Source organism: Achromobacter marplatensis, assembly GCF_049060505.1.
Classification (GTDB): Bacteria; Pseudomonadota; Gammaproteobacteria; order Burkholderiales; family Burkholderiaceae_B; genus Achromobacter; species Achromobacter marplatensis_A.
Map to the genome: position 1 here is coordinate 257993 of NZ_JBMGRB010000004.1, position 26996 is coordinate 284988.

The 26996-nt window shown below is 64.8% G+C and carries 24 protein-coding genes; 16 read left to right on the plus strand and 8 right to left on the minus strand.

Annotated features, from left to right (window positions below; genetic code table 11):
• Nucleotides 1-9 precede the first annotated feature (9 nt).
• From rpsD to rplQ, 3 genes are all read left to right on the plus strand, one after another.
• A complete protein-coding gene (rpsD, locus tag ACI0FO_RS12290; RefSeq protein WP_105555711.1) occupies nt 10-633 on the plus strand; it encodes a 30S ribosomal protein S4 in 624 nt (207 codons plus the stop codon).
• Between the two features lie 220 nt (nt 634-853).
• On the plus strand, nt 854-1840 hold the full coding sequence (locus ACI0FO_RS12295) for a DNA-directed RNA polymerase subunit alpha (RefSeq protein WP_105555712.1): 987 nt from the start codon (nt 854-856) through the stop codon (nt 1838-1840).
• 183 nt (nt 1841-2023) lie between these two features.
• Nucleotides 2024-2416 carry a 50S ribosomal protein L17 gene (gene rplQ, locus ACI0FO_RS12300; protein WP_006216513.1) on the plus strand — a complete coding sequence of 131 codons (393 nt, stop codon included), beginning with the start codon at nt 2024-2026 and terminating at the stop codon, nt 2414-2416.
• Nucleotides 2417-2497: 81 nt separating this feature from the next.
• Here rplQ and ACI0FO_RS12305 read toward each other — a convergent pair whose 3' ends face one another.
• Nucleotides 2498-2935: an HIT family protein gene (locus ACI0FO_RS12305; RefSeq protein ID WP_416026972.1), complete on the minus strand. Its 438-nt coding sequence runs from the start codon at nt 2933-2935 to the stop codon at nt 2498-2500.
• Nucleotides 2936-3056: 121 nt separating this feature from the next.
• On the opposite strand from ACI0FO_RS12305, the gene cutA reads away from it, so the two are divergent.
• From cutA to ACI0FO_RS12320, 3 genes are all read left to right on the plus strand, one after another.
• Nucleotides 3057-3404, plus strand: a complete 348-nt coding sequence (gene cutA / locus ACI0FO_RS12310) for a divalent-cation tolerance protein CutA (RefSeq protein WP_105555714.1) — start codon at nt 3057-3059, stop codon at nt 3402-3404.
• Nucleotides 3404-5350 (plus strand): protein-disulfide reductase DsbD, encoded by a 1947-nt coding sequence (dsbD, locus tag ACI0FO_RS12315; RefSeq protein ID WP_416026974.1) that lies wholly within the window; start codon nt 3404-3406, stop codon nt 5348-5350. The genes cutA and dsbD overlap by 1 nt, the downstream gene beginning before the upstream one ends.
• 129 nt (nt 5351-5479) lie before the next feature.
• A complete protein-coding gene (locus ACI0FO_RS12320; protein ID WP_416027404.1) occupies nt 5480-6361 on the plus strand; it encodes a DMT family transporter in 882 nt (293 codons plus the stop codon).
• Nucleotides 6362-6418: 57 nt separating this feature from the next.
• Here the strand turns inward: ACI0FO_RS12320 and hemB are convergent, their stop codons facing one another.
• Both hemB and yihA read right to left on the minus strand, forming a co-directional pair.
• Nucleotides 6419-7435 (minus strand): porphobilinogen synthase, encoded by a 1017-nt coding sequence (gene hemB / locus ACI0FO_RS12325; RefSeq protein WP_416026976.1) that lies wholly within the window; start codon nt 7433-7435, stop codon nt 6419-6421.
• Nucleotides 7432-8055, minus strand: a complete 624-nt coding sequence (yihA, locus tag ACI0FO_RS12330) for a ribosome biogenesis GTP-binding protein YihA/YsxC (RefSeq protein ID WP_006227427.1) — start codon at nt 8053-8055, stop codon at nt 7432-7434. Before yihA ends, hemB begins: the two co-directional genes overlap by 4 nt.
• A gap of 223 nt (nt 8056-8278) precedes the next feature.
• On the opposite strand from yihA, the gene ACI0FO_RS12335 reads away from it, so the two are divergent.
• The 3 genes from ACI0FO_RS12335 (at nt 8279) to ccsB (ending at nt 12534) form a co-directional block, all read left to right on the plus strand.
• On the plus strand, nt 8279-8980 hold the full coding sequence (locus ACI0FO_RS12335) for a c-type cytochrome (protein WP_105555968.1): 702 nt from the start codon (nt 8279-8281) through the stop codon (nt 8978-8980).
• A 119-nt stretch (nt 8981-9099) separates the two neighbouring features.
• Nucleotides 9100-11178, plus strand: coding sequence for a cytochrome c biogenesis protein ResB (locus ACI0FO_RS12340; protein ID WP_416026979.1), 2079 nt, complete (start codon nt 9100-9102; stop codon nt 11176-11178).
• A 9-nt stretch (nt 11179-11187) separates the two neighbouring features.
• On the plus strand, nt 11188-12534 hold the full coding sequence (gene ccsB / locus ACI0FO_RS12345; RefSeq protein ID WP_416026981.1) for a c-type cytochrome biogenesis protein CcsB: 1347 nt from the start codon (nt 11188-11190) through the stop codon (nt 12532-12534).
• Between the two features lie 16 nt (nt 12535-12550).
• Here the strand turns inward: ccsB and ACI0FO_RS12350 are convergent, their stop codons facing one another.
• Genes ACI0FO_RS12350 through ACI0FO_RS12370 form a run of 5 tightly spaced genes read right to left on the minus strand, consistent with a single transcriptional unit; the run spans nt 12551 to nt 19467 of the window.
• Nucleotides 12551-12934 (minus strand): DUF4150 domain-containing protein, encoded by a 384-nt coding sequence (locus ACI0FO_RS12350; RefSeq protein ID WP_105555970.1) that lies wholly within the window; start codon nt 12932-12934, stop codon nt 12551-12553.
• 47 nt (nt 12935-12981) lie between these two features.
• Entirely contained in the window at nt 12982-14040 is a 1059-nt protein-coding gene (locus ACI0FO_RS12355; RefSeq protein WP_416026982.1) for a pentapeptide repeat-containing protein, read from the minus strand.
• Nucleotides 14037-16664: a DUF2169 domain-containing protein gene (locus ACI0FO_RS12360; RefSeq protein ID WP_416026984.1), complete on the minus strand. Its 2628-nt coding sequence runs from the start codon at nt 16662-16664 to the stop codon at nt 14037-14039. Before ACI0FO_RS12360 ends, ACI0FO_RS12355 begins: the two co-directional genes overlap by 4 nt.
• Nucleotides 16665-16667: 3 nt before the next feature.
• Nucleotides 16668-17072, minus strand: coding sequence for a hypothetical protein (locus ACI0FO_RS12365; RefSeq protein ID WP_416026985.1), 405 nt, complete (start codon nt 17070-17072; stop codon nt 16668-16670).
• A gap of 7 nt (nt 17073-17079) precedes the next feature.
• Nucleotides 17080-19467: a type VI secretion system Vgr family protein gene (locus ACI0FO_RS12370; RefSeq protein ID WP_416026986.1), complete on the minus strand. Its 2388-nt coding sequence runs from the start codon at nt 19465-19467 to the stop codon at nt 17080-17082.
• Between the two features lie 521 nt (nt 19468-19988).
• Between ACI0FO_RS12370 and tssA the strand changes: the two genes are divergently transcribed.
• The 7 genes from tssA (at nt 19989) to tssF (ending at nt 26982) form a co-directional block, all read left to right on the plus strand.
• Nucleotides 19989-21038: a type VI secretion system protein TssA gene (gene tssA, locus ACI0FO_RS12375; protein ID WP_416027406.1), complete on the plus strand. Its 1050-nt coding sequence runs from the start codon at nt 19989-19991 to the stop codon at nt 21036-21038.
• A gap of 39 nt (nt 21039-21077) precedes the next feature.
• A complete protein-coding gene (gene tssB, locus ACI0FO_RS12380) occupies nt 21078-21626 on the plus strand; it encodes a type VI secretion system contractile sheath small subunit (RefSeq protein WP_416026988.1) in 549 nt (182 codons plus the stop codon).
• A gap of 31 nt (nt 21627-21657) precedes the next feature.
• Nucleotides 21658-23160: a type VI secretion system contractile sheath large subunit gene (tssC, locus tag ACI0FO_RS12385; protein WP_416026990.1), complete on the plus strand. Its 1503-nt coding sequence runs from the start codon at nt 21658-21660 to the stop codon at nt 23158-23160.
• 68 nt (nt 23161-23228) lie between these two features.
• Nucleotides 23229-23696 carry an Hcp family type VI secretion system effector gene (locus ACI0FO_RS12390; protein WP_416026991.1) on the plus strand — a complete coding sequence of 156 codons (468 nt, stop codon included), beginning with the start codon at nt 23229-23231 and terminating at the stop codon, nt 23694-23696.
• A 12-nt stretch (nt 23697-23708) separates the two neighbouring features.
• Nucleotides 23709-24527, plus strand: a complete 819-nt coding sequence (locus ACI0FO_RS12395) for a type VI secretion system accessory protein TagJ (RefSeq protein WP_416026993.1) — start codon at nt 23709-23711, stop codon at nt 24525-24527.
• Nucleotides 24527-25078: a type VI secretion system baseplate subunit TssE gene (tssE, locus tag ACI0FO_RS12400; protein WP_416026995.1), complete on the plus strand. Its 552-nt coding sequence runs from the start codon at nt 24527-24529 to the stop codon at nt 25076-25078. Before ACI0FO_RS12395 ends, tssE begins: the two co-directional genes overlap by 1 nt.
• Nucleotides 25078-26982 carry a type VI secretion system baseplate subunit TssF gene (gene tssF / locus ACI0FO_RS12405; RefSeq protein WP_416026996.1) on the plus strand — a complete coding sequence of 635 codons (1905 nt, stop codon included), beginning with the start codon at nt 25078-25080 and terminating at the stop codon, nt 26980-26982. The genes tssE and tssF overlap by 1 nt, the downstream gene beginning before the upstream one ends.
• Nucleotides 26983-26996 lie beyond the last annotated feature (14 nt).

Below are 26996 nucleotides of genomic sequence, written 5' to 3' on the forward strand. Positions count from 1 at the left end.
GGAATCCACATGGCACGTTATATTGGACCCAAATGCAAGCTCTCGCGCCGCGAGGGTACTGACCTGTTCCTGAAGAGCGCCCGTCGCTCGCTGGATTCCAAGTGCAAACTGGATTCCAAGCCTGGCCAACACGGCCGCACTTCGGGTGCCCGCACTTCCGACTACGGCCTGCAGCTGCGCGAAAAGCAAAAGCTGAAGCGCATGTACGGCGTGCTGGAAAAGCAATTCCGCAAGTACTTCGCTGAAGCAGAGCGTCGCCGTGGCAACACCGGCGAAACCCTGATCCAGCTGCTGGAATCGCGCCTGGACAACGTCGTCTACCGCATGGGCTTCGGCTCGACGCGCGCCGAAGCTCGCCAGCTGGTGAGCCACCGCGCCATCGAACTGAACGGCCACACGGCTGACATCGCTTCGATGCTGGTCAAGGCTGGCGACGTCGTTTCGATCCGCGAAAAGGCCAAGACGCAAGGCCGTATCAAGGAATCGCTCGACCTGGCCACCAGCATCGGCATCCCCCAATGGGTGGAAGTCGATTCGACCAAGCTGACCGGTACGTTCAAGTCGGTCCCCGATCGCGCTGACGTCGCTCGCGACATCAACGAATCGATGGTCGTCGAACTGTACTCGCGTTAATCAGGTCTCTGCCGGCGCCTCCTTCGCAGGTGTGCCGGCACGAAGCTGGTCTCGCGACCCGTTTGCACGTCCCGCAGCAGCCCGCTTTCCGCCTTTTGGTGGGGCGGGCTTTGCGGTAAGTATCGGCCGGCGTTTCAGCGTCGTTCGAGTTTCATGTTTCACCCTGTCCATCAGCCTTATCGGTGTAACGAGCCGAGGGTATTGAAAAGGAACACAGTAAATGTCCACTCAAGGTTTCCTGAAGCCGCGCTCCATTGAAGTCGAACCGGTCGGCACGCACCATGCCAAGATCGTGATGGAGCCGTTCGAGCGTGGCTACGGTCACACGCTGGGCAACGCCCTGCGCCGCATCCTGCTGTCTTCGATGACCGGCTACGCGCCGACCGAAGTCCAGATGACGGGCGTGGTGCACGAATACTCGACCATCCCGGGCGTTCGCGAAGATGTCGTCGACATCCTGCTGAACCTGAAGGGCGTGGTCTTCAAGCTGCACAATCGCGACGAAGTGACGCTGGTTCTGCGCAAGTCCGGCGCGGGCACCGTGCTGGCCAGCGATATCGAGCTGCCGCATGACGTCGAGATCATCAACCCCGGCCATGCCATCTGCAACCTGACGGACGCAGGCAAGCTGGAAATGCAGATCAAGGTTGAGAAGGGCCGCGGCTACGTGCCGGGCAACGTGCGCGCGCTGTCGGAAGACCGCACCCACACCATCGGCCGCATCGTTCTGGACGCGTCGTTCAGCCCGGTCCGCCGCGTGAGCTACGCGGTTGAAAGCGCCCGCGTGGAACAGCGCACCGACCTGGACAAGCTGGTTCTGGACATCGAAACCAACGGCGTGATTTCGCCCGAGGAAGCGGTGCGCCAGTCGGCTCGCATCCTGATGGATCAGATCTCGGTCTTCGCGGCCCTGGAAGGCGCTGGCGATTCGTACGAAGCCCCGGTTCGCGGCACGCCGCAAATCGATCCGGTGCTGTTGCGCCCGGTCGACGACCTGGAACTGACCGTGCGTTCGGCCAACTGCCTGAAGGCCGAAAACATCTACTACATCGGCGACCTGATCCAGCGTACCGAAAACGAGCTGCTCAAGACCCCGAACCTGGGTCGCAAGTCGCTCAACGAAATCAAGGAAGTTCTGGCTGCACGTGGCTTGACCTTGGGCATGAAGCTCGAGAACTGGCCGCCCCTGGGCCTGGAGCGTCCCTAAGTTTTAACGGGTGGTACCCCGGCAACGGGGCGCCACCTGCAACGCCCGGCAACCCCGTCGGGCGGTTTGCGAAATCGTCGTAAAATGCACCGTTTTCTACCGGACCGCGGCCTGATTGCAGGTTGATAGAAGAGCCGGCAACCCGATGGCGAACGCCATCTTTAGATTCAAAGGAAACTTATCATGCGTCACGGTAATGGCTTGCGTAAGCTCAACCGCACCAGCAGTCACCGTCTTGCCATGTTCCGCAACATGGCCGTTTCGTTGATCACCCACGAAGCCATCAAGACCACGCTGCCGAAGGCGAAAGAATTGCGCCGCGTCATCGAACCCCTGATCACGCTGGGCAAAGAGCCCACGCTGGCGAACAAGCGTCTGGCATTTGCCCGTCTGCGCGATCGCGATGCGGTGGTGAAGCTGTTTGCCGAAATCGGCCCGCGCTACGCGGCCCGTAACGGCGGCTACACCCGCGTGCTGAAGATGGGCTTCCGTCAAGGCGACAACGCTCCCATGGCTTTCATGGAACTGGTTGACCGTCCGGAAGTTGATGAAGCCGCTGCGGACAGCGCCGAGTAATCCTCGGTAGCTCGATAAGCGACAAGGGCGGGTCTTCGGACCCGCCCTTGTTTTATTTGCGCGCCCGCCACGCGATTGGCGTCACGAGGCGTGCAATTCCCCCCGCAACTGCGCCGCGGTGGCCGCCAGCGCCTCTTGAGGCGGCTGGGGCGGCATCTTGAACGTCAGGTCTTGCTGCTCGATGTACTGCGTCGATGTCACGTCTTGTGTGTGATGCATCGGAATGACGTGGGCATGAGCGTGGGCCACGTGGATGCCGGTAAAGGCGAAGGCCACGCGTTCGACGGCATACAGGCGCTTCATGTGGCGTCCAAGCTTCTGCCCGAGGTTCAGGATATGGCCGGCGAGGTCGGCGGGCATGTCCTCGAAGTAGGGATAGTGCTGCTTTGGAATGATGAGGACGTGGCCCGGACGCACCGGCTGGATGTCCAGGAAGGCCAGCAGGCGCTCGTCTTCGTGGATGATGTGCGCGGGGATCTCGTGCCGGGCGATGCGGCAGAACAGGCAGTTGTCGGACATGCGGGCCTCGATGGAAACGGATGGCTTGGCGGCGAGGGCGGGCCTGCGGGGCCGGGCAGCTGCCGCAATACCGATAAAATACCCTGAGTTACATCCCACACGGGTATCCCAAGGAGGCTCCATGTTGCGCGATGACGACGTCGTGCTGGTCATCAGCAATGCGCCCGACCTGCTGCTCGCGAAGCGCATCGCCCACGTGCTGGTCGAGGACGGATTGGCGGCTTGCGTGAACCTTGGCGCGCCCGGCCTGTCCATCTACCTGTGGAACGGAGAGGTCGAAGGGGCGGAAGAAGTCCCCATCCACATCAAGACCACCTACGCGCGCCATCAGGCAGTGGTTCAGGCCCTGGCGCAAATGCACCCTTACGATGTGCCCGAGATCATCGTGCTGCCCGTTATTGGCGGCGCGGCGCCTTATCTGGATTGGGTGCGCGAACAGACGGCCGTCACGCAGAACAAGAGAGACTGATGTTGTCACTTGCCGGTATTGTCGGCGCGCCGCGGCGCCCGATTCACGCCTCCCGCGCTGCCCGCGCGGCCCATGCCCTGTTCAGGCAATGCCTGATGTTCCTGGCGATGGCGCTGTTGCTGATGGGGTGGCAGGCGGCGGTGCATGCCGAAGCCGAGTTCCTGGAACCCGAAAAGGCGTTTGTGTTCAGCGCGCAGATGACGGCGCCGGATACGCTGGAACTGCGCTACAAGGTTGCGCCCGGCTACTACATGTACCGCGAACGCTTTGGCATCACGATCAGCCCCATCGGCGCGACGACGCTTGGGGAGGCGGTCTATCCCAAGGGCGAGGTCAAGTACGACCCCACCTTCGAGAAAGACATGGAGGTCTTTCACAAGGACGTCGTGATCCGCGTGCCGGTCGGCGCTGGCGGGCAACCCTTCACGTTGACGTTGACCGGCCAGGGCTGCGCGGATGCCGGCCTGTGCTATCCGCCCATGGACAGCAGCGTGAAGCTGACGCCGGTGGCGGGCGGCTACGCGCTGGCGGGCGGGGCCTTGGCGCAGGCGTCTTCGGGCACGGCTTCGGCGGCTTCGTCGGGCGCCTCTACGGGCGCCTCTAAGGGCGGGTTGAGCGCGCTGTTCGACGCGGGCGACACCGGTCTGGCCGATGCGCTGGGCGGGCTGGGCTGGGCCAAGACCGCGGGCGTGTTCCTGGTGCTGGGTCTGTTGCTGGCCTTCACGCCGTGCGTTCTGCCGATGATTCCCATTCTGTCTTCGATTGTCCTGGGCGGCGCGACGCAGTCGCGGCCGACGCGCGGCCGTGGCCTGGCGCTGGCTGCGACTTACGTGCTGGGCATGTCGGTGGTCTACACCGCGCTGGGCGTGGCCGCGGGCCTGAGCGGCGCGGGGCTGGCTGCCTGGTTGCAGACCCCCTGGATCCTGACGCTGTTCGCCATCTTGCTGGCCGTGCTGGCGTTGGCGATGTTCGACGCCTTTACTTTCCAGATGCCGTCGGGCATCCAGGCGAAGTTGGCCGAACGCTCGTCCCGCATTCCGGGCGGGCGTTACACGGGCGCGCTGGTGATGGGTGCCTTGTCCGCGCTGATCGTGGGGCCTTGCGTGGCCGCGCCGCTGGCGGGCGCACTGTTGTATATCTCGCAAACGGGCGATGTGGTCCTGGGCGGCTCGGCGCTGTTCGCCATGGCCTGGGGCATGGGCGTGCCGTTGCTGATCGTGGGCGCCTCGTCCGGCGCGCTGCTGCCTAAGGCCGGCCCCTGGATGGATGGGGTGAAGCGCCTGTTCGGCATGTTGCTGCTGGCGACCGCGTGGTGGATGTTGATTCCCGTGGTGCCCACGTGGGTACAGATGGCGGGTTGGGCCTTCCTGGCGGTGGTGTCCGCCGTGATGCTGCGGGCCTTCGACGCGTTGCCGGCGGGCGCGGGCGCGGCACGCATGTTCGGCAAGGGGCTGGGCCTGCTGCTGGCGCTGGCCGCCGCAGCATGGCTGATCGGCGCGGCGAGCGGCGGACGCGATGTACTGCAACCGCTGTCGCACCTGGCGTCGCGCGCCGGCGTGCCGGCAGGCGCCACGGCCGCAAGCGGTGAAGTCCATTTCACCCGCGTGCGCAACAACGCCGAGCTGGACGCGCTGCTGGCGCAAAGCCGCCAGCCGGTCATGCTGGATTTCTACGCCGATTGGTGCGTGTCGTGCCGCGAAATGGAGCGCTTCACCTTTACGGACCCCGGCGTGGCGCAACGCATGTCGGGCATGCTGCTGGTGCAGGCCGACGTGACCGCGAACAATGCCGACGACCGCGCGCTACTCAAGCGGTTCCGCTTGTTCGGCCCGCCGGGCATCATGTTCTTCGAGCCGGGCGGCAAGGAATTGCCGGACGCCCGCGTGGTGGGTTTCCAGGACGCCAAGCGCTTCACGGAATCGCTGGACAAGGTGCTGGTGCGCTGACGTCCGGGCGTATACCATGGCTGCTGCGCCGCGTGGGCGGCGCACTCCACTCCCTTCAGGCCGGCGCCCGTGACGTCCCCGACAGTTGATGCAAGCCAAGACCGGAACGGTCTTATCTATATTCAATTGATGTTCGTCATGGCCACATGGGGCCTGAACATCGTCTCTATCAAGTACCTGACGCAGCACATGGACATCCAGGCGCTGGCCGCCGTTCGGATTGTCGTCGCGTTCATCACCGTCACCCTCATCATCAAGGCTCGCCGCGGCCGCATCCCCAAGCTGGGCCGCGTGGAACTGGGCTGGGCGGCGCTGGCGGGTTTCCTGGTGGTGTATGCGCACCAGATCGCGCTGGTGTCCGGGCTGCGGTTTTCGTCGGCGGCCAACGGCACGCTGATCATGGCGACAAGCCCCTTGCTGTCGGCGTTGCTGGCGGCCATTTTCTACCGTGAAAAACTGACGCTGGTGCGCATCTCTGGCGCCATGCTGGGCCTGGCGGGCGTGGGCATGGTGGTGGCGGGAAGCGGCGCGCAGTTCGGGCTGACGGGCTGGGGCGACGCCGTCGTGTTCGTGGCCGTGCTGGTGTTCGTGTTCGGCGGCCTGGTCATCCAGCGCATGTCGCGCACCATGGATCCGCTGGGCATGCTCTGGTACATGTATCTGGCGGGTGGAGTGATGTTGGTGGCGCACGCGGCAATGACGCCCGCGTCGTATCAGGCGGACACGTGGCAGATGACGTGGTGGCCATGGCTGGTTCTGATGTTCTCGGCGGTGATCGCCTCGGGCGTCAGCAACATCATCTGGAACGCCGGCATCGCGCGTCTGGGTATCAGCCGCGCGTCTTTGTTCGTGAATTGGCTGCCGATTTTCGGGCTGCTGTTTGCGTCCCTGTTCCTGGACGAGCACGTCACGCTGACGCATGTCGTGGGGCTGGCTTGCGTGCTGGGCGGAACGTGGCTGGGACTGCGCCGCGTGGCGCCCGCCGCGCCGCGAGGCGGACGCGCGGGCTAGGCCATCACTGGCCTGGCCCGCTGGCCGGAGACGCCCGGCCAGCCATACGCGGCGCGATCAGCGTTGGGCTTTCAGCAGTTTGGCCGCTTCGATCGCGAAATACGTCAGGATGCCGTCGGCGCCTGCGCGCTTGAACGCCAGCAGCGCTTCCATCATGACCTTGTCGTGGTCCAGCCAGCCATTGGCGGCGGCGGCCTTGATCATCGCGTATTCACCGCTGACCTGGTAGGCGAAGGTCGGCACGCGGAACGTGTCCTTGACACGGCGCAGCACGTCCAGATACGGCATGCCGGGCTTGACCATGACCATGTCGGCGCCTTCCTGCAGGTCGGCGGCCACTTCGCGCAGCGCTTCATCCAGATTGCCCGGGTCCATCTGGTAAGCCATTTTGTTGGACTTGCCCAGGTTGGTGGCCGAGCCCACGGCGTCGCGGAACGGGCCGTAGAACGCGCTGGCGTACTTGGCGGAATACGCCATGATTTGCGTGTGGATATGGCCGTTGGCTTCCAGCGCGCGGCGCACGGCGCCGATGCGGCCGTCCATCATGTCGCTGGGCGCCACCATGTCGACGCCGGCGGTGGCTTGCGTCAGCGCCTGCTTGACCAGGATCTCGACGGTCAACTCGTTGATCACGTAGCCGTTGTCGTCGATGACGCCGTCCTGGCCGTGGCTGGTGTAGGGATCCAGCGCCACGTCGCACAGGATGCCGAGTTCCGGGAAACGCTTTTTCAATTCAGCGACGACGCGCGGAATCAGGCCGCGCGGATTGGTCGCTTCGATGCCGTCGGGCGTCTTGAGCGACGCGTCGATGACGGGGAACAGCGCCAGCACCGGGATGCCCAGCTTCACGCATTCTTCGGCCACGGGCAGCAGGGTGTCCAGCGAATAGCGGACCACGCCGGGCAGCGACGCCACGGCTTGCTGCAAGCCGGTGCCTTCGGCGACGAAGACGGGGTAGATCAGGTCATTGACCGTCAGCGCGTTCTCGCGCACCAGGCGGCGGGTGAAGTCGTCGCGGCGCAGGCGGCGGGGGCGGGAAACCGGAAACTCGGGGGTGATGATCTGCGGGTTCATGGTACGACCTTGGGAGAAATCCAATTTTCGATATGGGCGCCGGCCTCTTCCAGACCGATGCGCTCGGGCGCCGAGAAAGGAATGGTGTGCAGGGCGCCGATGTCGGCCAGGTCTTTGCGGACCGAGAAGACGGTGCGCATGCGCTGGCCGTAAGGCAGCTTGTCCGCCTTGGTCAGCAGCGCCAGCACGGGGCGTCCGGTGGGGGCGATGAAGTTGGCCAGGCGGCGGTCGAGTTCGGTGACGCCGCGGCGGATGTCGATCAGCAGCACGATGCCGGCAAGCGACTCGCGGTCGCGCAGGTAACCGCCAAGGATGTCGGCCCATTTTTCTTTTTCGTTGCGGGCAACCGAGGCGTAGCCGTAGCCGGGCAAGTCGACGAGAAAACCGATGTGGCCTTCCGGATCCAGCGGGTCGGGCAAGCCGAACATGTTGATCAAGCGCGTGCGGCCCGGCGTCTTGCTGGAAAACGCAAGACGGCGCTGGTTGCACAGCACGTTGATGGCCGTGGATTTGCCGGCGTTCGAGCGGCCGACAAAGCAGACCTCGGGAGCGCCGGCGGCCGGCAACTGGTCGAGGCGAGCTGCGGAGGTAAGGAAGGAGGCGCGATGTAGGAGGGACACGGATGGGCTTTGGATACGGTTGGTTTCGAGCCCTATTGTATAATCCGGCGTTTGCAACAGTGGTCCCCGTGCGCGGAGCCGTCTTTTTTGCTTACTCTTTGGGTTGCCGGTGGCTGCCTGGAAGGCAGAATGGGCAAACCAGGTTCGAGACGGTTCTCCAAGGTGTGCGGGGCAGGCGTGGGCGCCTTTTTGCGCCTTGATCGATGCGATCGTCGAGGTCTTCATGAAGCGTGTGCTGTCCCGGATGTTGGTTGCGAGCGGGCTGTTGCTCGGCGCCTCCGCCTTAACTTCACCCAGTTTCGCCGCTGACGGCGCTGCAGGCCCGGCCAAGCCAGATGCCGCCAAGGGCGGGCAGCTGTTTGACCAGGGCGATGCCTCAAGAGGCATTATCGCCTGTGCGTCCTGTCATGGCGCGGCGGGCAACAGCACCATCCCGGTGAACCCCAACCTGGCCGCGCAACCCCACGAATACCTGGCCAAGCAGTTGGCCGACTTCCAGGTCAAGCAAGGCGCCAAGCTGCCCGTGCGCAATGGCGCTGGCGGTAATCCGACCCCGATGACGGCCATGGCGCAGAACCTGACGCCGGCCGACATGCAGAACATTGCGCTGTATCTGGCGCAGCAGCCGCTGAAAGAGCCCGCCACGGCCGGCCAGGAGAAGCTGGTTGATCTGGGTCAAAAGATCTGGCGCGGCGGGTTGCCCGAACGCAATGTGCCCGCCTGCGCGGCATGCCACTCTGCCAATGGCGCGGGCTTGCCCGGCCAATACCCCCGCTTGTCGGGGCAGTTCCCCATGTACATCGAAGAGCAGCTCAAGCTGTTCCGCAGCGGCGACCGCAAGAACGACATCATGTTCGCTATCGCGGACCGGATGTCGGACGCCGATATCAAGGCGGTGTCGGACTACGCGGCTGGCCTGCGGTAGGCGTAAGCCTGCAACGCGCGCGGCTGGTCCGCGTTCATGCAACTTGGGCATGACGGAACCTCTTTCCGCCATGCGCTGTCTATGAGGGGGGTAGCCGATTGCGCGGCCCCCCTTTTTTCATGAATTCAACACGAACCCATACCCGCCCCTCCTTGCGCAGCCTGCCCCGCGATTTCTTCGAACTGCTCGGTTCGATGCGTTTCGCCGTCAGCCTGTTGATGTTCATCTGCGTGGCGAGCCTGGTCGGGACCGTGTTGCAGCAGAATCGCTCGTCGAACAACTACATCGACCAGTTCGGCCCGTTCTGGTTCGAAGTGTTCGACAAGTTCTCGATCTGGCACGTTTACAACAGCTGGTGGTTCCTGCTGATCATGGGCTTCCTGGTCGTGTCGACCTCGGTCTGCCTGATCCGCAACGCACCCAAGATGCTGCGCGACGCGCGTTCGTTCCGCGAGCACGTGCGGGCCAGCAGCCTGCGCGGTTTTCCGCACCGCGTCGAAACCGAAGCTCCCACCGATGTGCCGCAGACGGCAGCCGGCCTGAAATCCATGCTGGAACGCATGGGCTACGCCGTGCGCCAACGGACGGACAACGACGGCGTGATGCTGGCGGCCAAGAAGGGCAGCGCCAATCGGCTGGGCTACGTGTTCGCGCACGCGGCGATGGTCATCATCTGCATTGGCGGCCTGCTGGACAGCGAACTGCCTGTGCGGTTGCAGGTCATGCTGGGCGGCAAGAAGCCCATCGTCGAGAACATGCTGATCTCGGAAGTGCCGGAAAGTGGCCGCCTGTCGGTGGACAACCCGAGCTTTCGCGCCAGCGTCCTGGTGCCCGAGGGAGGCCAGGCCAGCACCGCGGTCGTGATGGTGGGCGACGGCGCCCTGGTGCAGCCCATGCCTTTCACGCTGAAGCTGAAGAAGTTCATCGTCGACTACTACTCCACCGGCATGCCCAGCCGGTTTGTCAGCGAAGTTGAAGTGACCGACCCCGACACCGGCAAGACGTTCGATTCCACCATTGAAGTCAACGAACCTTTGCGCTTCAAGGGCATGACCGTCTATCAATCCAGCTTTGACGATGGCGGCAGCACGGTGGTGCTGAAAGGCTACCCGCTGGTAGGTTCCGACAGCAAGGCATTCGCCGTCGACGGCACGGTGGGCAAGACCGCCGAAGTAACCGCTCACACCGCGAACGGCCCGCGCAGCATGGGCGTCGAAATCACGGCCATGCGCCCGATCAATGTGGAAGACCTGACGCGCGGCGATCCCAAGGGCGATAACCGCAGCTTCGCCGAGCATGTGGCGTCGGTGTCCGGCAGCGCGGCGGGCAAGAAGAACGAAAACCTGCGCAACGTGGGGCCCAGCGTCGAATACAAGCTGATCGACGATGCGGGGCAGGCGCACGAATTCCAGAACTACATGCTGCCCATGGAATTGGACGGCGCCAGCGTGTTCCTGGCCGGCGTGCGCAACAATGCGTCCGAGCCGTTCCGCTACCTGCGCATCCCCGCCGACGACGACAGTTCCATCGCCGAATTCATGCGTCTGCGCGCGACGCTGGCCGACCCGGCGGCGCGCCAGGAGGCGGCCCGTCGCTTTGCCGAGCGCAACAGTCCGTCGGGCGCGGATCGCCAGCCCTTGCAGACGGCCGCGGAACGCGCGCTGGAGACGTTCTCGTCGGGCGGGCTGCAAGCCGTCGCCGCCTTCCTGCAGGCCAACACGCCCGCCGCCGACCTGGAGCGCGCGGCCGACGTGGTGATCCGCCTGATCGGCGCCAGCATGAACGAATTGCGCGCCATCGAACGGGAACGTGCCGGCCTGCCGGCCGTGGCGTCCGAAGGGCCTGAAGGCGAGCGCGCGGCCGTGTGGTCGCGTCTGGCCGTGGCGGCGTTATCGGACCTGACCGTGTACCCGGCGCCGGTTTTCCTGTCGCTGGCTGACTTCAACCACGTGCAGGCCAGCGTGTTCCAGGTCAGCCGCACCCCGGGCAAGAACACCGTCTACCTGGGTAGCCTGCTGCTGGTTCTGGGGGTGTTCTCGATGTTCTATATTCGAGATCGCCGCATCTGGATCTGGGTGAAGCCGAATGAAAGCGGAAGCAGTGTGATGGCGGCCATGACGTCCCAGAAGCGTACACTCGACTTCAATCAAGAGTTCGAACGCTTCAAGCAGGCGCTGCTGCGCCAGAAGAGGTCTTAAGGTTCATTTATGTCGACTACGACCACTACCCATCCCTCGTCGCCGGACACGCTCTGGCAAGACAATCTGTCGGAAACCGGCGATAGCCGCGCCCGCCGTGGCAAGCCGGACTGGACCGACGTCGTCTTCTTTTTGTTGCTGTCGGTGGGCGCCGCGTTCGCGCTGACCCGTCACGGCAACGCGATGGATTATTACGAGAAGATCATCCTGTGCGGCACTGTGCCGGCGCTGGTATGGTTGGGCTGGCTGTGGCGGCCCCTGCGCCACCTGATGATCGCCTGTGCCATCGCGGCCGGGCTGGCGCTGGTGCTGTACGGCAATGACCTGGCTCGCGCCGAACAGGTGTTTTTCCTGAAGTACCTGTTCTCGTCCCAGTCCGCCATTCTGTGGATGTGTGCGCTGTTCGCGTTGGCGATGGTTTGCTACTGGATCGGCGTGGTCAGTCCCACGGCCGCGTGGCTGGGCACGGCGCTGACCTGGGGCGCCGTCTTCGCCGGCGTCACGGGGTTGCTGGTGCGCTGGCGCGAAGGCCATCTGATGGGGCCGGACCTGGGCCACATCCCGGTCAGCAACCTGTATGAAGTCTTTGTGTTGTTTTCGCTGATCACGGCGCTGTTCTACCTGTATTACGAACGCAAGTACGCGACCCGTGCGCTGGGCGGCTTCGTGCTGCTGGTGGTGACGTCGGCCGTGGTCTTTTTGCTGTGGTATTCGTTCACGCGCGACGCCGGGCAGATCCAGCCGTTGGTGCCGGCTTTGAAGAGCTGGTGGATGAAGCTGCATGTGCCGGCCAACTTCATTGGCTATGGCACGTTCTCGCTGGCGGCGATGGTGGGCTTTGCCTATCTGATCAAGCAGCACGGGCAGACCACGTCGTGGGCCAAGCTGGCGCCGCTGTTCGTTCTGGGCGTGCTGCTGTGCGCCGAGCCGATGGTGTTCCGCACCGACGGCCTGTCGGCGACCTGGATGCTGTATTTCGGCATTGGCGCCGTGATCGTGGGGGCCATCCTGCTGGGCCGCCGCCGCATTGCCGCGGCGCTGCCGTCGCTGGAAGTGCTGGACGACATCATGTATCGCGCCATTGCGGTCGGGTTCGCTTTCTTCACGGTCGCGACCATCCTGGGCGCGCTGTGGGCGGCCGACGCCTGGGGCGCGTATTGGCAGTGGGATCCCAAGGAGACCTGGGCGCTGATCGTCTGGCTGAACTACGCGGCCTGGCTGCACATGCGCCTGATCAAAGGCCTGCGCGGCACCATGGCGGCCTACTGGGCGCTGATGGGTTTGCTGATCACGGGCTTTGCCTTCCTGGGCGTGAACATGTTCCTGTCCGGCCTGCATTCCTACGGCGAACTGTAGCCCGAGCCAAGCAGGGTCACGCCGCCAGCGCGAACATCGATTTCTGCGGCGTGGCTACCTTGACGCCCGGCGTGTTGATGGTGTTCTGCACCGTCAGGCTGCTTACGCGGACGAGCGGGGCGGCACGCACCAGGACGGTGAACGCCCCGGTCATGTAACGGGCCTGGCCCATGAACGTCTGGGATATCACGCCGCCGCCCACGCCGGCGGTATCGCCCAAGGTGACGGGAATGGGTGTGACCATGTTGTGCATCGGCGCGCAGCTTAACCATACGTTCCAGACCACGGGGATACCCATGGACGATGTCGACACGTCGATATGCGGCACGGGCGGCACCGGGGTCTTGCAGACGTCGGGGAATCCAAGGCCGACACTGGGCAACTGGCAGAGTACTTGCATGTTTTCCACTCCTGATGCGATGGCGGCGCAGCGGTGCCACGCCGAGGTCAAAGGGGTGCGCGTGCCGCCGACCACAGTTCGGCTTCCAGCAAGGGCGCATCGTTTTCGATAATGCCGTGGCGCTGCGTCCAACGCGCGCCACGCGTCAGCGCCCGGTGCATGCGCGTGCGCAGGAAGGTGGCGTCGCGCAGGTCCGCCAGGCTCAGGTCGGCCAGGGAAAAATCAGCGTCGGCAAGATGGGCACCGCGAAAGTCGGTGCCGGCGCAACGCGCGCGCTGGAAGATGCACAGCGCCAGGCTGGCGCCCTGGAAGGTTGCGTCATCCAGGGTCGCTTCTGCCCAGATGGCGCCGTCGAAACGGCCGCCTTGCAGGTTGGCGCCGCGTAGATCGGCCAGCGGAAAAAGCCCCTGCGGGGCGGATGCGCCGGCAAAGCGCGCGCCCCGCAGCGACGACCCCTTGAACCCGGCCTGGCGCAGGTCGGTATGGCGGAAGTCCGCAGCGTCCAACTGGCAATCCGTGAAATGACACAGGGGGTAGGCTCGTCCGGAAAAATCCTGTTCCGACAGGTCGCATTCGATGAACATCGTGCTGGCGGCATTGACGCCCGCTAACGTGACGCGGCGCAAATCCAACTGATGGAACAAGGTGTCGCTGAGTTGGGCTTGCGACAGGTCGGCGCCTGCCATGTCGCCGCGTGAGAATACCGAGCGCTGCACCCGGGCGGATCGCAGCGAGGCATCCGCAAGCGAGGTGGCGGTGAAGGTCGACTCGTGCAAATCGGCTTGGTCAAGACTGGCGCCGGTCAGGTCGCATTCTGTAAAGCTGGCGCCATGGAGCCGGACGCCGCCGAGCAGGGCGCCTGGCGCCTGGCAGCGGATCAGGCGCGCCATGTCCAGATTGGCGCCGCTGGCGTCCCAACGCGTCAGGACGCAGTGGATGAACTGGCTGTCTTGCAACTGGCAGCCTTGCATCTTCGCGCCGCTGAAGTCCACATGATCAAAGAAGCCGCCCGCCAGATCCAGGCCCGAGAGATCAACGCCCGCCAGCTTCAGGTGCTGGATCGGTTCGCCATGGCGCACGCGGTCCATCAACGCGTCGCGGTTCATGCGGGGTGCTCCGGCTGCCGGGCGGGCCAGCGCTTCGCGCCTTGCGTGTAGGCATGGTCAAGCCCGGTGCTGTCGTCCATGAGTGTCTGCGCGACATCGGCACGGAAGAAGTTCGCGCCGGCAAGATCGGCGCGCAGAAAGATGGCCTTGCCCAGCAGGCTGTTGATCAAGTTGGCGTTGCGCAGCCGGGCGCCGGTGAAATCCGCGCGCACGAAGTACGTGTCGGGGGCGATCAGGCCGCTCAGGTCGGCGTCTTGAAAATGGCATTCCGAGAAATCACTGGCGCTCAGTCGAGCGCCGCGCATGTCGGCGCCGGTCAGCGTTGCGCCGCGCGCGCTGCCATGCTTGAACTGGATGCCGCGCAGGCAGGCGCCCGCCAGCTCGACGCGGCCTGCGAAGGCGCAGCCGTCCAGCGTGGCGTTTTCCATAGTGAAGCCGCCGGAGAAGGCGACATCCATGAAGCTCACGCGCACGAGCGCCGCGCCAGAGAAGTCGGCATCCGCGAGCGCGCCTTGCATGAACACGCATTGATCCAGCCGCACGTCGCGAAAGCGGCAAGCTTCCAGCGTGGCGTTCATGGCCGCCCATTGGTCGAACCGCGCCCGGGTGAGGTCGCAACGCAGCAGCCGCGCCTGGTGCAGACGCCCCTGGTGCCATGCGCTATCGACAAAGCAGCAGTCTTCGCAGTGAGCATGGTCCCAGGTGGTGTCGACCATCTGGCTCTCGGTGAAGTCGGTCTGCCGGCACTGCGTGCGGCCCAGGTTGGCGCGTGTCAGGTTGACGCGGCGCATGCCGGCCCGCGTCAGGTCGGCGCCCGTCAGCACGGCATCGGTGAGGTCACTGCCGTCCAGCCGCGCGTCGACGAGCGTCGCGCCTGCCAGGATCGCGCGTTGAAAGTTGACGCCCGAAAGATCCATGCCCGATAGGTCCGCGCCGGTGAGGTTCATGTCGCGGCAGTCGCGGTTGGTTTTCAGGCGCGCGTCCAGCTTGCGGCGGGTGCGCTGCGCACGTAGCGGCGGCATGGGCGGGGGCGGGGCGAAATGGTGCGCGGATTGCTGATAGGCCTGATGAACCTGCACGCCGAGCGTTTCGGCAAGCGGCGGTGTTCCGTCGCCTTCGGCCGTTGCGCGCCGGGCCTGAGCATGCGGGCTGGCGTCGAATTCGGCCAGATGCCGCTTGATCTTGCGGGGATCGAAACCGGCGGGCAGCTTGCCGTCGTCTTCCTGCCGGCGCAGCGTGTCCATGTCCACGCCGGCCACTTCGGCCATGACGGGCAGGTTGGGGTCGGCCAGCGCGCGTGCCGCGGTTCCGCTGGACAGGCGCTTGGCCTCTTCCAGCTCTTGCTGCATGCGCAGAATCGTCTGCGGCAGGTCGGCAAGCTTGGGCGCGGTGGGGGGCGGCTCAAGCGGCACCATGTAGCGGTCCGGATCCAGGCCCTGTGCCAGCAGCGACTCGCGTTCGCGCGCGTGGCGCCGCGCGGCGCCGGCATGCAGATTCCGGTGGGAGGGACGCGTGGCCGACGCCTGCGCATCGTCTTCCGGCGATCCGCCGCAAAGGTCTTCCGGCACGAGCTGCGAATCCAGCAGGGCGTAAACCGCGCCCAGTTCGGGGTCCAGGCGTTGCCGCACCACGTCTTGGTAGTAGGCCACCTCTTTCGGCTGCCCGGCGTGTTCCAGCGCCGGCATGATGTGCCGGATGTCGGCCGCGTCGTCTTCGCGCACGGGCAGGACGCCGTGCCAGATCAGCACCATTTTCGTATGGTCGGGAAAAAACCAGGCGGTGGACAGCCGCAGGTCGGCCTCTTCGAGCGCGCTGCCGTCGGCCTGGCGGCTGACAAAGCAGCGCGCGCGCCAATCGGGCAGTCGTCCGCGCAACACCGGCTGTTCGGGATGCATGTTCCACAGCTCGTAGTCCGTGCCGCCGGCAAGCGCCGTGTTCGCAGGCCCCCATTGATCGGGTTGGGCCGCGTTGAAGAAGCGCCAGTCCATGTCGGGCGCAAACCCGGGGAAGTCATGCTCCAGCCATTCCTGGCCGTACTCGCGGCCCATGTGCGCCGCCCGTTGCGGCCACTCCAGGGGCAACGCGGTAAAGCCCGCCGGGGCGACCCGTTGCCCGGGGGCGCTGATCCGCTGTAGTGGGTGCTCGACGCTCGGCAGACGCCGCACGCGTACCCCGTTGATCTCTTCGTCTTGCGCACCGATGCCCAGCGGGTTTTCGGCGACGTCAGGCCCGCCGTAGGCGCGGCTCCAGTCCAGCCGCATGCGCTCGAACGGCTGCGGCGCGGTGGCCTTGCCATCGACCCAGTAGCGGTCGCCGAACACCAGCAGCGACTTGTCTATCGTGCCGACTTTCAGGCGCACGCCGCAGGCGCCCGGGCGCTTGGCATCATGCGGATAGGCGTGCCCCGTGACCAGCACTTCCGGGTGAAGTTTTGGCGTGGCCAGGTCCAGCGCGCCGATGCCCTCTGCGGCGGCCAGCTTCCAGAGTTCCTGGTCAGTCAACAAGGTGGCCGGCGTTTGCGCGATGTCGACCAGCGCGAAGACCGACACGCCCAGCAGATCGCGGCGCTGCCAGCGGTACGGCCGGGTAAGGATGCCCAGGCGGAAAGGCTTGATGGTCTTCATGGGTTATCCGGTGGGCTGGTCCACGACGATTTCATGCGTGGCGGCGTCCACGCGCACCCGCACGGTCTTGCCTACGCCGAAGTCGGCCAGATGCAGCGGCGACAACGGTACGGCGAGCGTGCGGGTGAGCGCCGGGGTGGCGGCGGTGGCGGCCACGTCGAGGTCCAGCTCGATGACGAAATACAGGGTGTCGCCGATGCGGCTGCGCGTGTCGCGCGCGGCAGTGACGCAAGCCGTGCTGGCCACACCGCCGATGCGCACGGCTTGCAGGCGTTGTGCTTGCAGGCGCGCGGCCGCGCGGCGCTTGTGGCCGCGCCACAGCATGACGCCCGCCTGCACGGCCGACAGCAGCAAGCCCAGCGCGACCCACTTTGCCCAATCCGGCCAGGCAGTCATGAAGTCCGACATGGCGGCTTCAGATGATGGTCCAGAGGCCGACCATCGACGCGCCAAGCCCGACTTTCTTCGCCTCCACGGCATCGAAGGAATAGCCGGCACCCGTGGTGCGGTAAGAGAGCATTTGCCCGATGTTGCTGATCATGGCGTAGTTGGTGAATGAGGTGTTCAGCATGACCGTCGTGCGGAACAACGCCACGCGGTGCAGGCCGAATTCCGCCTTGGCCACCGCCAGGCCGATGGAAAACGGGGTGGCCTGCAGCCAGCTCTCTTTGGAAAGATCCTTGACGTTGGCCGCGTCCATCACGACGTCCGCCGGCGTCTTCAGCGTGATGTTGCCGTCGGCCTTGATCATCACCGTGGCGCCTTCCGATTCCATGTGCATCTTGCCCTTGGACTTGAGGTCCATCGTGGCGGTTTCCGATTGCACGAGCATCGCGGTCTTGGCCTTCACGTCCATATTGGCATCGGTGGAGAGCAGTTCGACCTTGCCCTTGGCCTTTTCGGTCAGCGTGCCCGTCTTGACGTGATGCAGCGAATCGCCTTCGTCGACATACACCTGCTGGCCGGTCTTCAGCGTTTCCTTGAACAGCCCCGTGACTTCACGTTCCTCGCCTTTCGCGGCAACGGTCGTCTTCAAGCCGTTGTCGAACTTCTCTTCCATCAGGCCGTCTTTGACGTTGACGGTGCGCGATGCCTTGACGGTGTATTCCTCATGCCCTTTGACGAAAACATCGCGGCGCTTGCCGACTTCAAGGTTGTCGGTGCCGGTGATCTTGGTGTCGCGAAAACCGCCGATCTTGGTGGTGTCGTTCTCGCCGATGGTGGTGTTGCGATTCAGGTCCGTCGAATGAATTTCGTTGGCCTCGACCTCGGTGCAGAGCTCGCGCTCGGCATGCAGCCAAATGCGTTCGCTGCCGCTCTTGTCGTCGAACATCAACGCGTTCGCGGTGGCGGGCGTGCCGCTCTTGGAGCGGCTGAGAAAGCCGCTTTGCGTCGCGTTGTCGGGCAGGTCCCAGGGCGGCAGGTTGTTGGCATTGAAGACGCGACCGATCACGATGGGACGGTCGGGCTGGCCGCCGATGAAGTCCACGATCACTTCGTCGCGCACGCGCGGCAGCTGGATGCCGCCGAAACCGCCGCCGGCCCATGGGCTGGACACGCGGACCCAGCACGAGCTGTTTTCGTCCTTCTTGCCGTAGCGGTCCCAGTGGAACTGCACTTTCACGCGGCCCATCTTGTCCGTCCAGATTTCTTCGCCCTGTTTGCCTACGACCGTCGCGGTCTGAGGGCCGTGCGTGCGCGGGATCGGCGTGATGCGCGGCGCGCGGAACTGCGTGCTGGAGGGCACCACGACGAACTCCAGGTCGAAGTCGCCCGCGTCGATCTGGCCGCTGGCGTAGCCCGATTCGCGGATCCGGTAGTAGGTGCTGACGACGAGATACTCGCGGTTCTCGGCCTGCCGCGGATGGTTGCGTAGCGTGAACAGATGGCCGGGAGAGAGGCCGCGTGCGTTGGATGAGCCCGTGCTTTGTTCTTGCCGGCATTGCAGGTCTTGCAAGCGCACCCGGGTGTAGTGTTCCGCGTCGTCGGGGTTGGTGTAGCCGCCTTGCCATTCGTACATCTCGAGGTCGCCGTGGTCGTAGGCGCCGGGATTGTTGCGGCGCGCCTCCAGGCTGGCGGCGGGCGTCAGGGGGTGGTAGTCGGTGGTGGCGAACGCGCCGGGCGTGATCTGTTCGGCGACTTCCCACTTGTGGATGTAGTCTTCGCGCGGGACCGTGATGCGGTCCGGCCCGTAATAGGGGATCTGCTCGTAGTCGGGAACGGGCTCGTGCTGCGTGATGTCGTCCGTGAGCACCAGCGTGTGTTTGCCGTTGTCGTGCTTGAACCAGAAGTAGATGCCTTCGTGCTCCATCAACCGGCAGATGAAGGCGTAGTCGGTCTCTTGGTATTGCACGCAGTATTCCCAACTGCGGTAGGTTTCCGTCAGCTTGAACTCCACCGGGTAGGCGTAGTCCTTGAGCACTTCGCGGATAACGTCGGGCACGCTCTTGTTCTGGAAGATCTTGTTGTCCGAGGTCTGCGTCAGGTACCAGAGCCACGGGCGCACCGTGGCGCGGTAGATGGTGTAGCGCGACGTGTTGTTTTCGCGGCCGATCAGCATGCAGCGCGTGATGTGTCCGCCGAGATAGCGCGGCGTGGACGACGCGGTTTCGATTTCAAGCGTCAGCGGTTTTCCCAGCAGCGACTTCATGTCCAGCGAATAGGATTCCGAGACCAGCTCGACCTCCAGTTCGAACAGCTGCGAAAGACTCTCGGCGCCGTGCACGCTGCGGAACTTCAGCTGTTCCGGCGGCAAGGGCGTGTGTGCCTTGACGACACGTTCGCTTGGCACGTTGCGGTCCATCTCATCGTCTCCTTATGAGAATTCACCTGCTGCTGCGCTTGCTTGTTCTGGATGCTCGCGGACGCGCGAAGCGCGCGCGCCACGATGACTGCAAAGGGATGGCCGGCCACGCAATGGGGCCGCTCGTAAAGGGCGGGCGTGGCCGTAAGGGCCTCGCTGGCGCCGGGGACGTCTGTCTCTGATTCTGCCTGCGCGCCGGTCTGCCGCCAGCGTGAGCGCCGATTGTAGGCACCGCCCAAAGCGGCCGAGAAGCGCTATCACATGCTTTTGTGTTTTTTACGGTTCGGTAACAACGCTTGCGACTGCGCCCTCTGCGCGTAAGGAGTATGTCAAAACATCAGCGTAGCTGGGTCACAAGTGTTCAATTGTTTAGGGGGTTGTTAGCTGCCTGTAAGAAAAATCTGAAGTTGTTAGTTGTCCGTTGCATGCGGAAAGACGTGCCTAGAATTCACCTTCCGTGAAGCAGCGCGGAGCGTAGTGGTTGTATCCAGGCAGCATCCCCAGGCATTTAAGCAATGACTATGGACTTCGCCGATATCCTCAATACACTCGATTCACGTCTGCCCTGCGGGGACGACCTCGAATACGACGCTGACTTCCTGCAGCTGCAGCAAGCCGCGGCCGGCCGGGACGAACAACAGTTCGGCTCGACCATCATCGCCGCGCAGCCGCCCGACTGGCGCGAGGTCGAACGCCTGGCCCGCGCGCTGCTTGAACGCACGCGGGACCTGCGCGTGATTGGCCTGCTGACCTGCGCATGGACCGAGATACGTGGCCTGCCTGGGTACGCGGACGGGCTGGCGTTGGCCGTCGACACCCTGGAACGCTATTGGGAGCCCGTGCATCCGCGCCTGGACAGCGTGGGCGAAGACGACCCGATGCCGCGCATGAACGCCCTGGCGGCGTTCGGCGACATGCTGGGTTGCGCGCGCAGCGTGCGGTCGGCGAGCCTGGTCAACGGCGTGCACGGCCAACTGTCTTTGCGAGATACCGAGGCGCTGCTTGATGGCAGCCGCCAGGATGCGGACTGCTACCCCGGCGGGCGCCCCCGCGTGGTCGCGCGCCTGCGCGAAGCATGGACGCAACGCGAGGCCGGCGTGCTGGCGCTGGCGTCCGCCGCGGATGCGCTGCGGCGCGTGCAGAAGCTGGTGACCGACAAGCTTGGCGTCGCCTGGACGCCGGATTACAGCGCTATTTTGCGGACGTTGGACGTCGTGCTGGACGCGGCGCGCGACCCGCCGAATGCGGCGCCGGAAGCGACTGCCGCCGTGGGCCAAGATGCCGCCACGCCTGCGGCGGCCACACCGGCCGGCATTGCCGCGCCGGCCGCCGGCACACGCGGGCAGGATGCCCGGATCCAGTCGCGTGAGGAGGCCATGGCCATGTTGGGCAAGGTGTGCGCCTACTTCGAGGCCAACGAGCCCGGGCACCCCGCGCCGTATCTCATCCGCCGCGCGCAGCAACTCATTCCCTTGAGCTTTCACGACATCATCAGGAACCTGGCGCCCCAAGGCCTCGAGCAATTCGAGGCCTGGCTGCCGCGGGACACGGGGAGCCGGCCGGAATCGTAAGCAGGCCAGCCCCGGACACCAACAAGAGGAGACAACACCATGGCGACCAGCCTGAAAGGAAGCGGTCAGAAGTTCATTGCCAGAAACCGCGCGCCACGCGTGCAGATCGAGTACGACGTGGAGATCTACGGCGCGGAACGCAAGATCCAGCTGCCGTTCGTGATGGGGGTGCTGGCCGATCTGGCCGGCAAATCCGAAACGCCGCAGCCGGACGTGGGCGAGCGCAAGTTCATGGACATCGATATCGACAATTTCGATGAACGCATGCGTTCGATCCAGCCACGCGCGGCGTTTCAGGTGGCCAACACGCTGACCGGCGAAGGCAATCTGAACGTGGACATCACGTTCGAGAGCATCGACGACTTCTCGCCAGCCACGGTCGCCAAAAAGGTCGGCGCGTTGAATGAACTGCTGACCGCGCGGACCCAGCTGGCCAACTTGCTGACCTACATGGACGGCAAGACGGGCGCCGAGGAACTGATTGGCAACGTGCTGAAGAACCCTGCGCTGATGAATGCGCTGGCGGCCGCGCCAAAGCCCGACGCCGCGCCCGCATCCGATTCCGCAGGCGCGGACCGGGCCGCCTAGTTTCCGTTCGAACCGCTTTTCGGAGAATGCCATGACCGCAGTGGCCAAACGCGCGGACGCGCGTGCTGTCGAGACCCTGGAGGCGGACGACCTGTCCGCGCTTCTGAAAAAAGAGTTCAAGCCCAAGACCGAGCAGGCGCGAGAGGCGGTGGAGCATGCCGTGCGCACCTTGGCCCATCAGGCGCTGGAAAATAGCGGGGTCGGCCTGTCATCGGACGCCTATCGCACCATTCAGGCGATCATCGCCGAGATTGATCGCAAGCTGTCCGAACAGATCAACGGCGTGATGCATCACCCGGACTTTCAGCAACTGGAAGGCGCGTGGCGCGGCCTGCATTACCTCGTCACCAACACCGAAACCGACGAGCTATTGAAGATCCGCGTGATGAGCCTGTCGAAGGCGGAGCTGGGGCGCACCCTCAAGCGCCACAAAGGCGTGGGCTGGGACCAGAGCCCCATTTTCAAGCGGGTGTACGAGGAAGAGTACGGCCAGTTTGGCGGCGAACCGATTGGTTGTCTGGTGGGCGACTATCACTTCGACCATAGTCCGCCGGATGTGGAGTTGCTGGGTGAAATCGCGAAGATCTCGTCCGCCGCCCACTGCCCGTTTATCGCGGGCGCGTCGCCCAATGTGATGCAGATGGATTCTTGGCAGGAGCTGGCCAATCCGCGCGACCTGACCAAGATCTTCACCAACACCGAGTATGCCGCGTGGCGCAGCCTGCGTGAGTCCGAGGACTCGCGCTATATCGGGTTGGCAATGCCGCGCTTCCTGGCCCGCCTGCCCTATGGCGCGCGCACCAATCCGGTCGACGAGTTCGACTTTGAAGAGGATACCGACGGCGCCAACCACGACCGCTACACCTGGGCCAATTCCGCCTATGCGATGGCCGCCAACGTTAACCGTTCGTTCAAGCTGTACGGCTGGTGCACATCCATCCGTGGCGTGGAATCGGGCGGCGCGGTGGAGAACCTGCCGTGCCACAGCTTTCCCAGTGATGACGGCGGCGTCGACATGAAGTGCCCGACCGAGATCGCGATCAGCGATCGGCGCGAAGCCGAACTTGCCAAGAACGGCTTCATGCCGTTGGTGCACCGCAAGAACTCCGACTTCGCGGCCTTCATTGGCGCGCAGTCCCTGCAGAAGCCGCATGAGTACTACGAGGCCGACGCGTCCGCCAACGCCAAGCTGGCCGCGCGCCTGCCCTACCTGTTCGCCTGCTGCCGCTTTGCGCACTACCTGAAGTGCATCGTGCGCGACAAGATCGGCTCGTTCCGCGAACGCGACGACATGGAGCGGTGGCTGAACGACTGGATCATGAATTACGTGGACGGCGATCCGGTGAACTCGTCGCAGGAAACCAAGGCGCGCAAGCCGCTGGCGGCGGCCGAAGTGCAAGTGCAGGAGATCGAGGACAACCCGGGCTATTACTCCGCCAAGTTTTTCCTGCGGCCGCACTATCAGCTTGAGGGGCTGACGGTGTCGTTGCGGTTGGTGTCCAAGCTGCCTTCGCTTAAGCAGAACGAAGGCTGAGTGTCAGACAAGACGGGCGCAGCCGCGCTCGATAACTCCAGGAGACAGATGTGGCTGTGGATATGTTCATGAAAATCGATGGGGCCAACGGCGAATCCAAAGACGCCAACCATAAGGACTGGACCGACATCGTGTCCTTCTCGTGGGGCGCGACGCAGCCAGGCAATATGGCCAGCGGCGGCGGCCTGGGCGCGGGCAAAGCCAGCTTCAATGACCTGCACGTGGTGGCGCGTATCGATAAGGCCGCGCCTGCGGTGATGAAGCATTGCGCCAGCGGCAAGCACCTGAGCAAGATCGAGCTGTCCATGTGCAAGGCGGGTGGAGAGCAAGTCGAGTATTCGAAGATCACGCTGGAAGACGTGCTGGTGTCGTCGGTGCAGATTTCGGGTGATCGCAGCGCCGAAGGCGTGGTGGTGAACTTCGCGTTCCAGGCGGCCAAGGTCAAGCAGCAATACTGGGAGCAGACCGAAAAGGGCGGCAAGGGCGCCGAAAGCCTGGTGGCCTGGGATATCAAGCAGAACAAGGAAGTCGGCTAGGGCGGATCCTCCATGTCTATAGCTGCCGTTCCTTTCGGCGCGATCAGTCTGTCTGGCCAGCTGGATGATGTGCAGGCGCAGATCCGCCGCCGGCCGGCCGACGCGGATCTGCGCGCGCAACTGTTCCAATTGCTGGCGGTGCAGGGCGATTGGGCGCGCGCCGCCGAGCAACTGGCCCTCTGTGGCGAGCTTAGCGCGCAGGCGCGCCCCATGGTGGCGCTGTACGCCTGCGCCATCGCGGCCGAACGCGAGCGCGAAGCCGTGCTTGCCGGCGAGGGCGAGCCGGTCTTGCTGGGCGAGTCCGGCGATTGGATGCAGGCGCTGGTGTCGGCGCTGCGCCTGGACAGTCGAGGAGCCGCTGACGAGGCCGCGGCGCTGCGCGGCCAAGCCTTGCAGGATGCCGCAGCGGGCGCGGGGGCGGTGCAAAGCGTCATGCACGATGCGCCGTTGCCGTTTCAGTGGATCTGCGACGGCGACAGCCGCCTGGGGCCGGTCTTCGAGTTCCTGGGAGGAGGGCGGTACGCCTGGCTGCCGTTTACGGCGGTTAAGCGCGTGCGCCTGCTGGCACCGGAAGGCGTGTGCGACATGGTGTGGGCCCGTGCCGAGATCGAGCTGGCGGATGGCCAGGTGCTGCAGGGCCTGGTGCCGGCGCGGTACCCCCCCGCGCCGGGCGCGCGCATGGTCGACCTGCCGGATTCGGTGAAGCTGGCGCGGGTGACCGAGTGGCGCGGACTCCGCGGCGACTCCTATGCCGGCGTGGGCCAGAAGATGTGGATGACCGACGTGGGCGATTTCGCGCTGCTAGATATCCGCATCCTGGAGCTTGCCTGATGGGCCACGCCGACGACCCCGCCGGATGGGCGCCGCTATCGCCCAGTCAGCGCGCGGCGCGCGACCGCCTGCAGCCGTCGTTGCTGGATCGTTTGATGGACAACGATCCGGCCCGCCGCACGGAGCCGCGCGACAACGCCATGCTGACGCATGAGCAGTTGCGCGCGGCCGTGCTGCGGGACCTGCGTTGGTTGCTCAATACGGTGAATCTGCAAACGTCCCAGGACTTGTCGGCGCATCGTCCCGTTGCGGCATCGACGGTGAATTTCGGCGTGCGCGCCATGGCGGGAAAGCGCATGTCGGAGATCGACTGGATCGACGTGGAAGAGTCGATCCGCAATGCGATTTCGGCGTTTGAGCCGCGCATTCTGGACTCCTCTGTCGAGGTGCGCTGCGTCACCGACACCGGCACGCTGGAACACCACAACGTGCTGAGCCTGGAGATCCGGGGCATGCTGTGGTGCGTGCCGCATCCGCTTGAATTTCTGTTCCGCACGGACATCGACCTGGAAAGCGGCCATATGGATCTGCGCGACCTGGGTGGCGTCTGATGGATGCCCGTCTGCTGGACTACTACAACCGCGAGCTGGTGTACCTGCGGGAGCTGGGGGCGGAATTTGCGCAGGCCTATCCCAAGGTGGCCGGGCGCCTGGGCATGAACGCGACGGAGGTCGCGGACCCGTATGTCGAGCGGCTGCTCGAAGGCTTCAGTTTCCTGACCGCGCGTATCCAGATGAAGATGGACGCGGAGTTTCCGCGTTTCTCGCAGCGCTTGCTGGAGGTGGTGTATCCCAACTACCTGGCGCCCACGCCGTCGATGGCGATTGTGCAGTTTTCCCCGAGCATGAACGAGGGCACGCTGGCGGGCGGCTTCGAATTGCCGCGCGGCACGGTGCTGCGCGGACGCGTGCCGCGTGGTGAACAGACGCCCTGCGAGTTCACGACCGGGCACGCTGTGCGCCTGTGGCCCTTGCAGGTGATTCAGGCCGAGTTCACCGCGGCGCCACAGGATCTGCCGCTGGCGCGGCTGGGCCTGGCGGGCCGGACCGGGCGCGTGCTGAGCGCGTTGCGCATCCGGATCGAGATTGGCGGCGGCCAGCGCCTGGAAGACTTGGACCTTGATCAACTGGTGTTTCATCTGAATGGGCAGGACCTGCAAATGCAGCGCTTGCTGGAAGTGCTGATGGGACACACGGTGGCGGTGCTGGGCCATGACACCTCGCGGCCGGTGGCGTGGATCAACAAGTTGCCGGCAAGCGCGGTGCGCCACGAGGGCTTTGCCGATGACCAAGCCTTGTTGCCCGGCGACGCGCGCGTGTTCCAGGGCTACCGCCTGCTGCAGGAGTATTTTGCTTTCGCGCGGCGTTACCTGTTCTTCAGCGTGAATGGCTTGAAGGCGGGCTTGCGCAGTGCGGCCCAACCGCAAGGCGCCCCGCGCGAGACGCGCGCCTTTGACCTGACCTTGCTGTTCTCCACTGCCGCGCCGGAACTGGAGGGAGCGATCTCCGCCGCCAATCTGGCGCTGCATTGCGCGCCGGTGATCAATCTGTTTCCCAAGCGCGCGGACCGCGTGGCAGTGACGCCGCGCACGTCGGAGTATCACGTGGTGGTCGATCGCAGCCGTCCGCTGGACTACGAAGTCTTTGGCGTGACGCGCGTCACCGGCCATGCGTCGGCGCAGCAACAGGAACAGGAATTCCGCCCGTTCTATGGATCATTGGGCAGCGATCCCGATGATTATGGCGCGTACTTTTCCGTGCGCCGCGAGCCGCGCCTGATCTCCGACACGGCACTACGCAATGGCACCCGCACCGGCTACACCGGCAGCGAAGTGTTCCTGTCGCTGGTGGACCGGCAGGAAGCGCCGTTTTCCGGCCAGTTGCGTCACCTGTCGCTTGAGACGCTGTGCACCAACCGCGATATGCCGATGCTGTTGCCCTTGGGTACCGACACGGACATGACACTGCGGGTATCGGCGCCGGTTCGCGCGGTGAAGGTGCTGCATGGGCCGACACGCCCTTGCGCGGCATTGGCCGAAAACGCCGCCACCTGGCATCTGATCAGCCACCTGGGCCTGAACTATCTGAGCCTGACGGATCTGGACACGGAGCAGGGTGCCCAGACGCTGCGCGAGATGCTGCACGTCTACGGCAACCTGGCCGACCCCGCCGTGCGCAAGCATATTTCCGGTTTGCGGCATGTCAGCGCCAAGCCCGTTTATCACCGCCTGCCGGTGCCGGGCCCCATCGTGCATGGACGCGGCGTGCGCATTGCGCTGCAAGTGGACGAAGCGGCCTTTTCCGGCATCAGTCCGTATTTGTTCGGCGCCGTGCTTGAGCAGTTTTTCGCGCGCCATGTCTCGATCAACATGATGTCGGAGCTGGTCCTGTCGACCCTGCAGCGCGGCGAAGTCGCCCGCTTCAAGCCCCGCATGGGTCGCCGGCCCGCAGTCTAGCCGTCGACCCGCCA

Coding starts and splice junctions, on each gene's coding strand:
- tssE (WP_416026995.1), top strand. CDS start 24,527: ATGGGCCACGCCGACGACCCCGCCGGATGGGCGCCGCTATCGCCCAGT.
- ACI0FO_RS12355 (WP_416026982.1), bottom strand. CDS start 14,040: ATGAACCGCGACGCGTTGATGGACCGCGTGCGCCATGGCGAACCGATC.
- ACI0FO_RS12305 (WP_416026972.1), bottom strand. CDS start 2,935: ATGTCCGACAACTGCCTGTTCTGCCGCATCGCCCGGCACGAGATCCCC.
- ACI0FO_RS12360 (WP_416026984.1), bottom strand. CDS start 16,664: ATGAAGACCATCAAGCCTTTCCGCCTGGGCATCCTTACCCGGCCGTAC.
- ACI0FO_RS12395 (WP_416026993.1), top strand. CDS start 23,709: ATGTCTATAGCTGCCGTTCCTTTCGGCGCGATCAGTCTGTCTGGCCAG.
- ACI0FO_RS12365 (WP_416026985.1), bottom strand. CDS start 17,072: ATGTCGGACTTCATGACTGCCTGGCCGGATTGGGCAAAGTGGGTCGCG.
- cutA (WP_105555714.1), top strand. CDS start 3,057: ATGTTGCGCGATGACGACGTCGTGCTGGTCATCAGCAATGCGCCCGAC.
- ACI0FO_RS12390 (WP_416026991.1), top strand. CDS start 23,229: ATGAAAATCGATGGGGCCAACGGCGAATCCAAAGACGCCAACCATAAG.
- tssC (WP_416026990.1), top strand. CDS start 21,658: ATGACCGCAGTGGCCAAACGCGCGGACGCGCGTGCTGTCGAGACCCTG.
- ACI0FO_RS12340 (WP_416026979.1), top strand. CDS start 9,100: ATGAATTCAACACGAACCCATACCCGCCCCTCCTTGCGCAGCCTGCCC.
- rpsD (WP_105555711.1), top strand. CDS start 10: ATGGCACGTTATATTGGACCCAAATGCAAGCTCTCGCGCCGCGAGGGT.
- ACI0FO_RS12350 (WP_105555970.1), bottom strand. CDS start 12,934: ATGCAAGTACTCTGCCAGTTGCCCAGTGTCGGCCTTGGATTCCCCGAC.
- dsbD (WP_416026974.1), top strand. CDS start 3,404: ATGTTGTCACTTGCCGGTATTGTCGGCGCGCCGCGGCGCCCGATTCAC.
- ccsB (WP_416026981.1), top strand. CDS start 11,188: ATGTCGACTACGACCACTACCCATCCCTCGTCGCCGGACACGCTCTGG.
- ACI0FO_RS12370 (WP_416026986.1), bottom strand. CDS start 19,467: ATGGACCGCAACGTGCCAAGCGAACGTGTCGTCAAGGCACACACGCCC.
- tssB (WP_416026988.1), top strand. CDS start 21,078: ATGGCGACCAGCCTGAAAGGAAGCGGTCAGAAGTTCATTGCCAGAAAC.
- rplQ (WP_006216513.1), top strand. CDS start 2,024: ATGCGTCACGGTAATGGCTTGCGTAAGCTCAACCGCACCAGCAGTCAC.
- ACI0FO_RS12320 (WP_416027404.1), top strand. CDS start 5,480: ATGTTCGTCATGGCCACATGGGGCCTGAACATCGTCTCTATCAAGTAC.
- tssA (WP_416027406.1), top strand. CDS start 19,989: ATGGACTTCGCCGATATCCTCAATACACTCGATTCACGTCTGCCCTGC.
- hemB (WP_416026976.1), bottom strand. CDS start 7,435: ATGAACCCGCAGATCATCACCCCCGAGTTTCCGGTTTCCCGCCCCCGC.
- ACI0FO_RS12295 (WP_105555712.1), top strand. CDS start 854: ATGTCCACTCAAGGTTTCCTGAAGCCGCGCTCCATTGAAGTCGAACCG.
- ACI0FO_RS12335 (WP_105555968.1), top strand. CDS start 8,279: ATGAAGCGTGTGCTGTCCCGGATGTTGGTTGCGAGCGGGCTGTTGCTC.
- tssF (WP_416026996.1), top strand. CDS start 25,078: ATGGATGCCCGTCTGCTGGACTACTACAACCGCGAGCTGGTGTACCTG.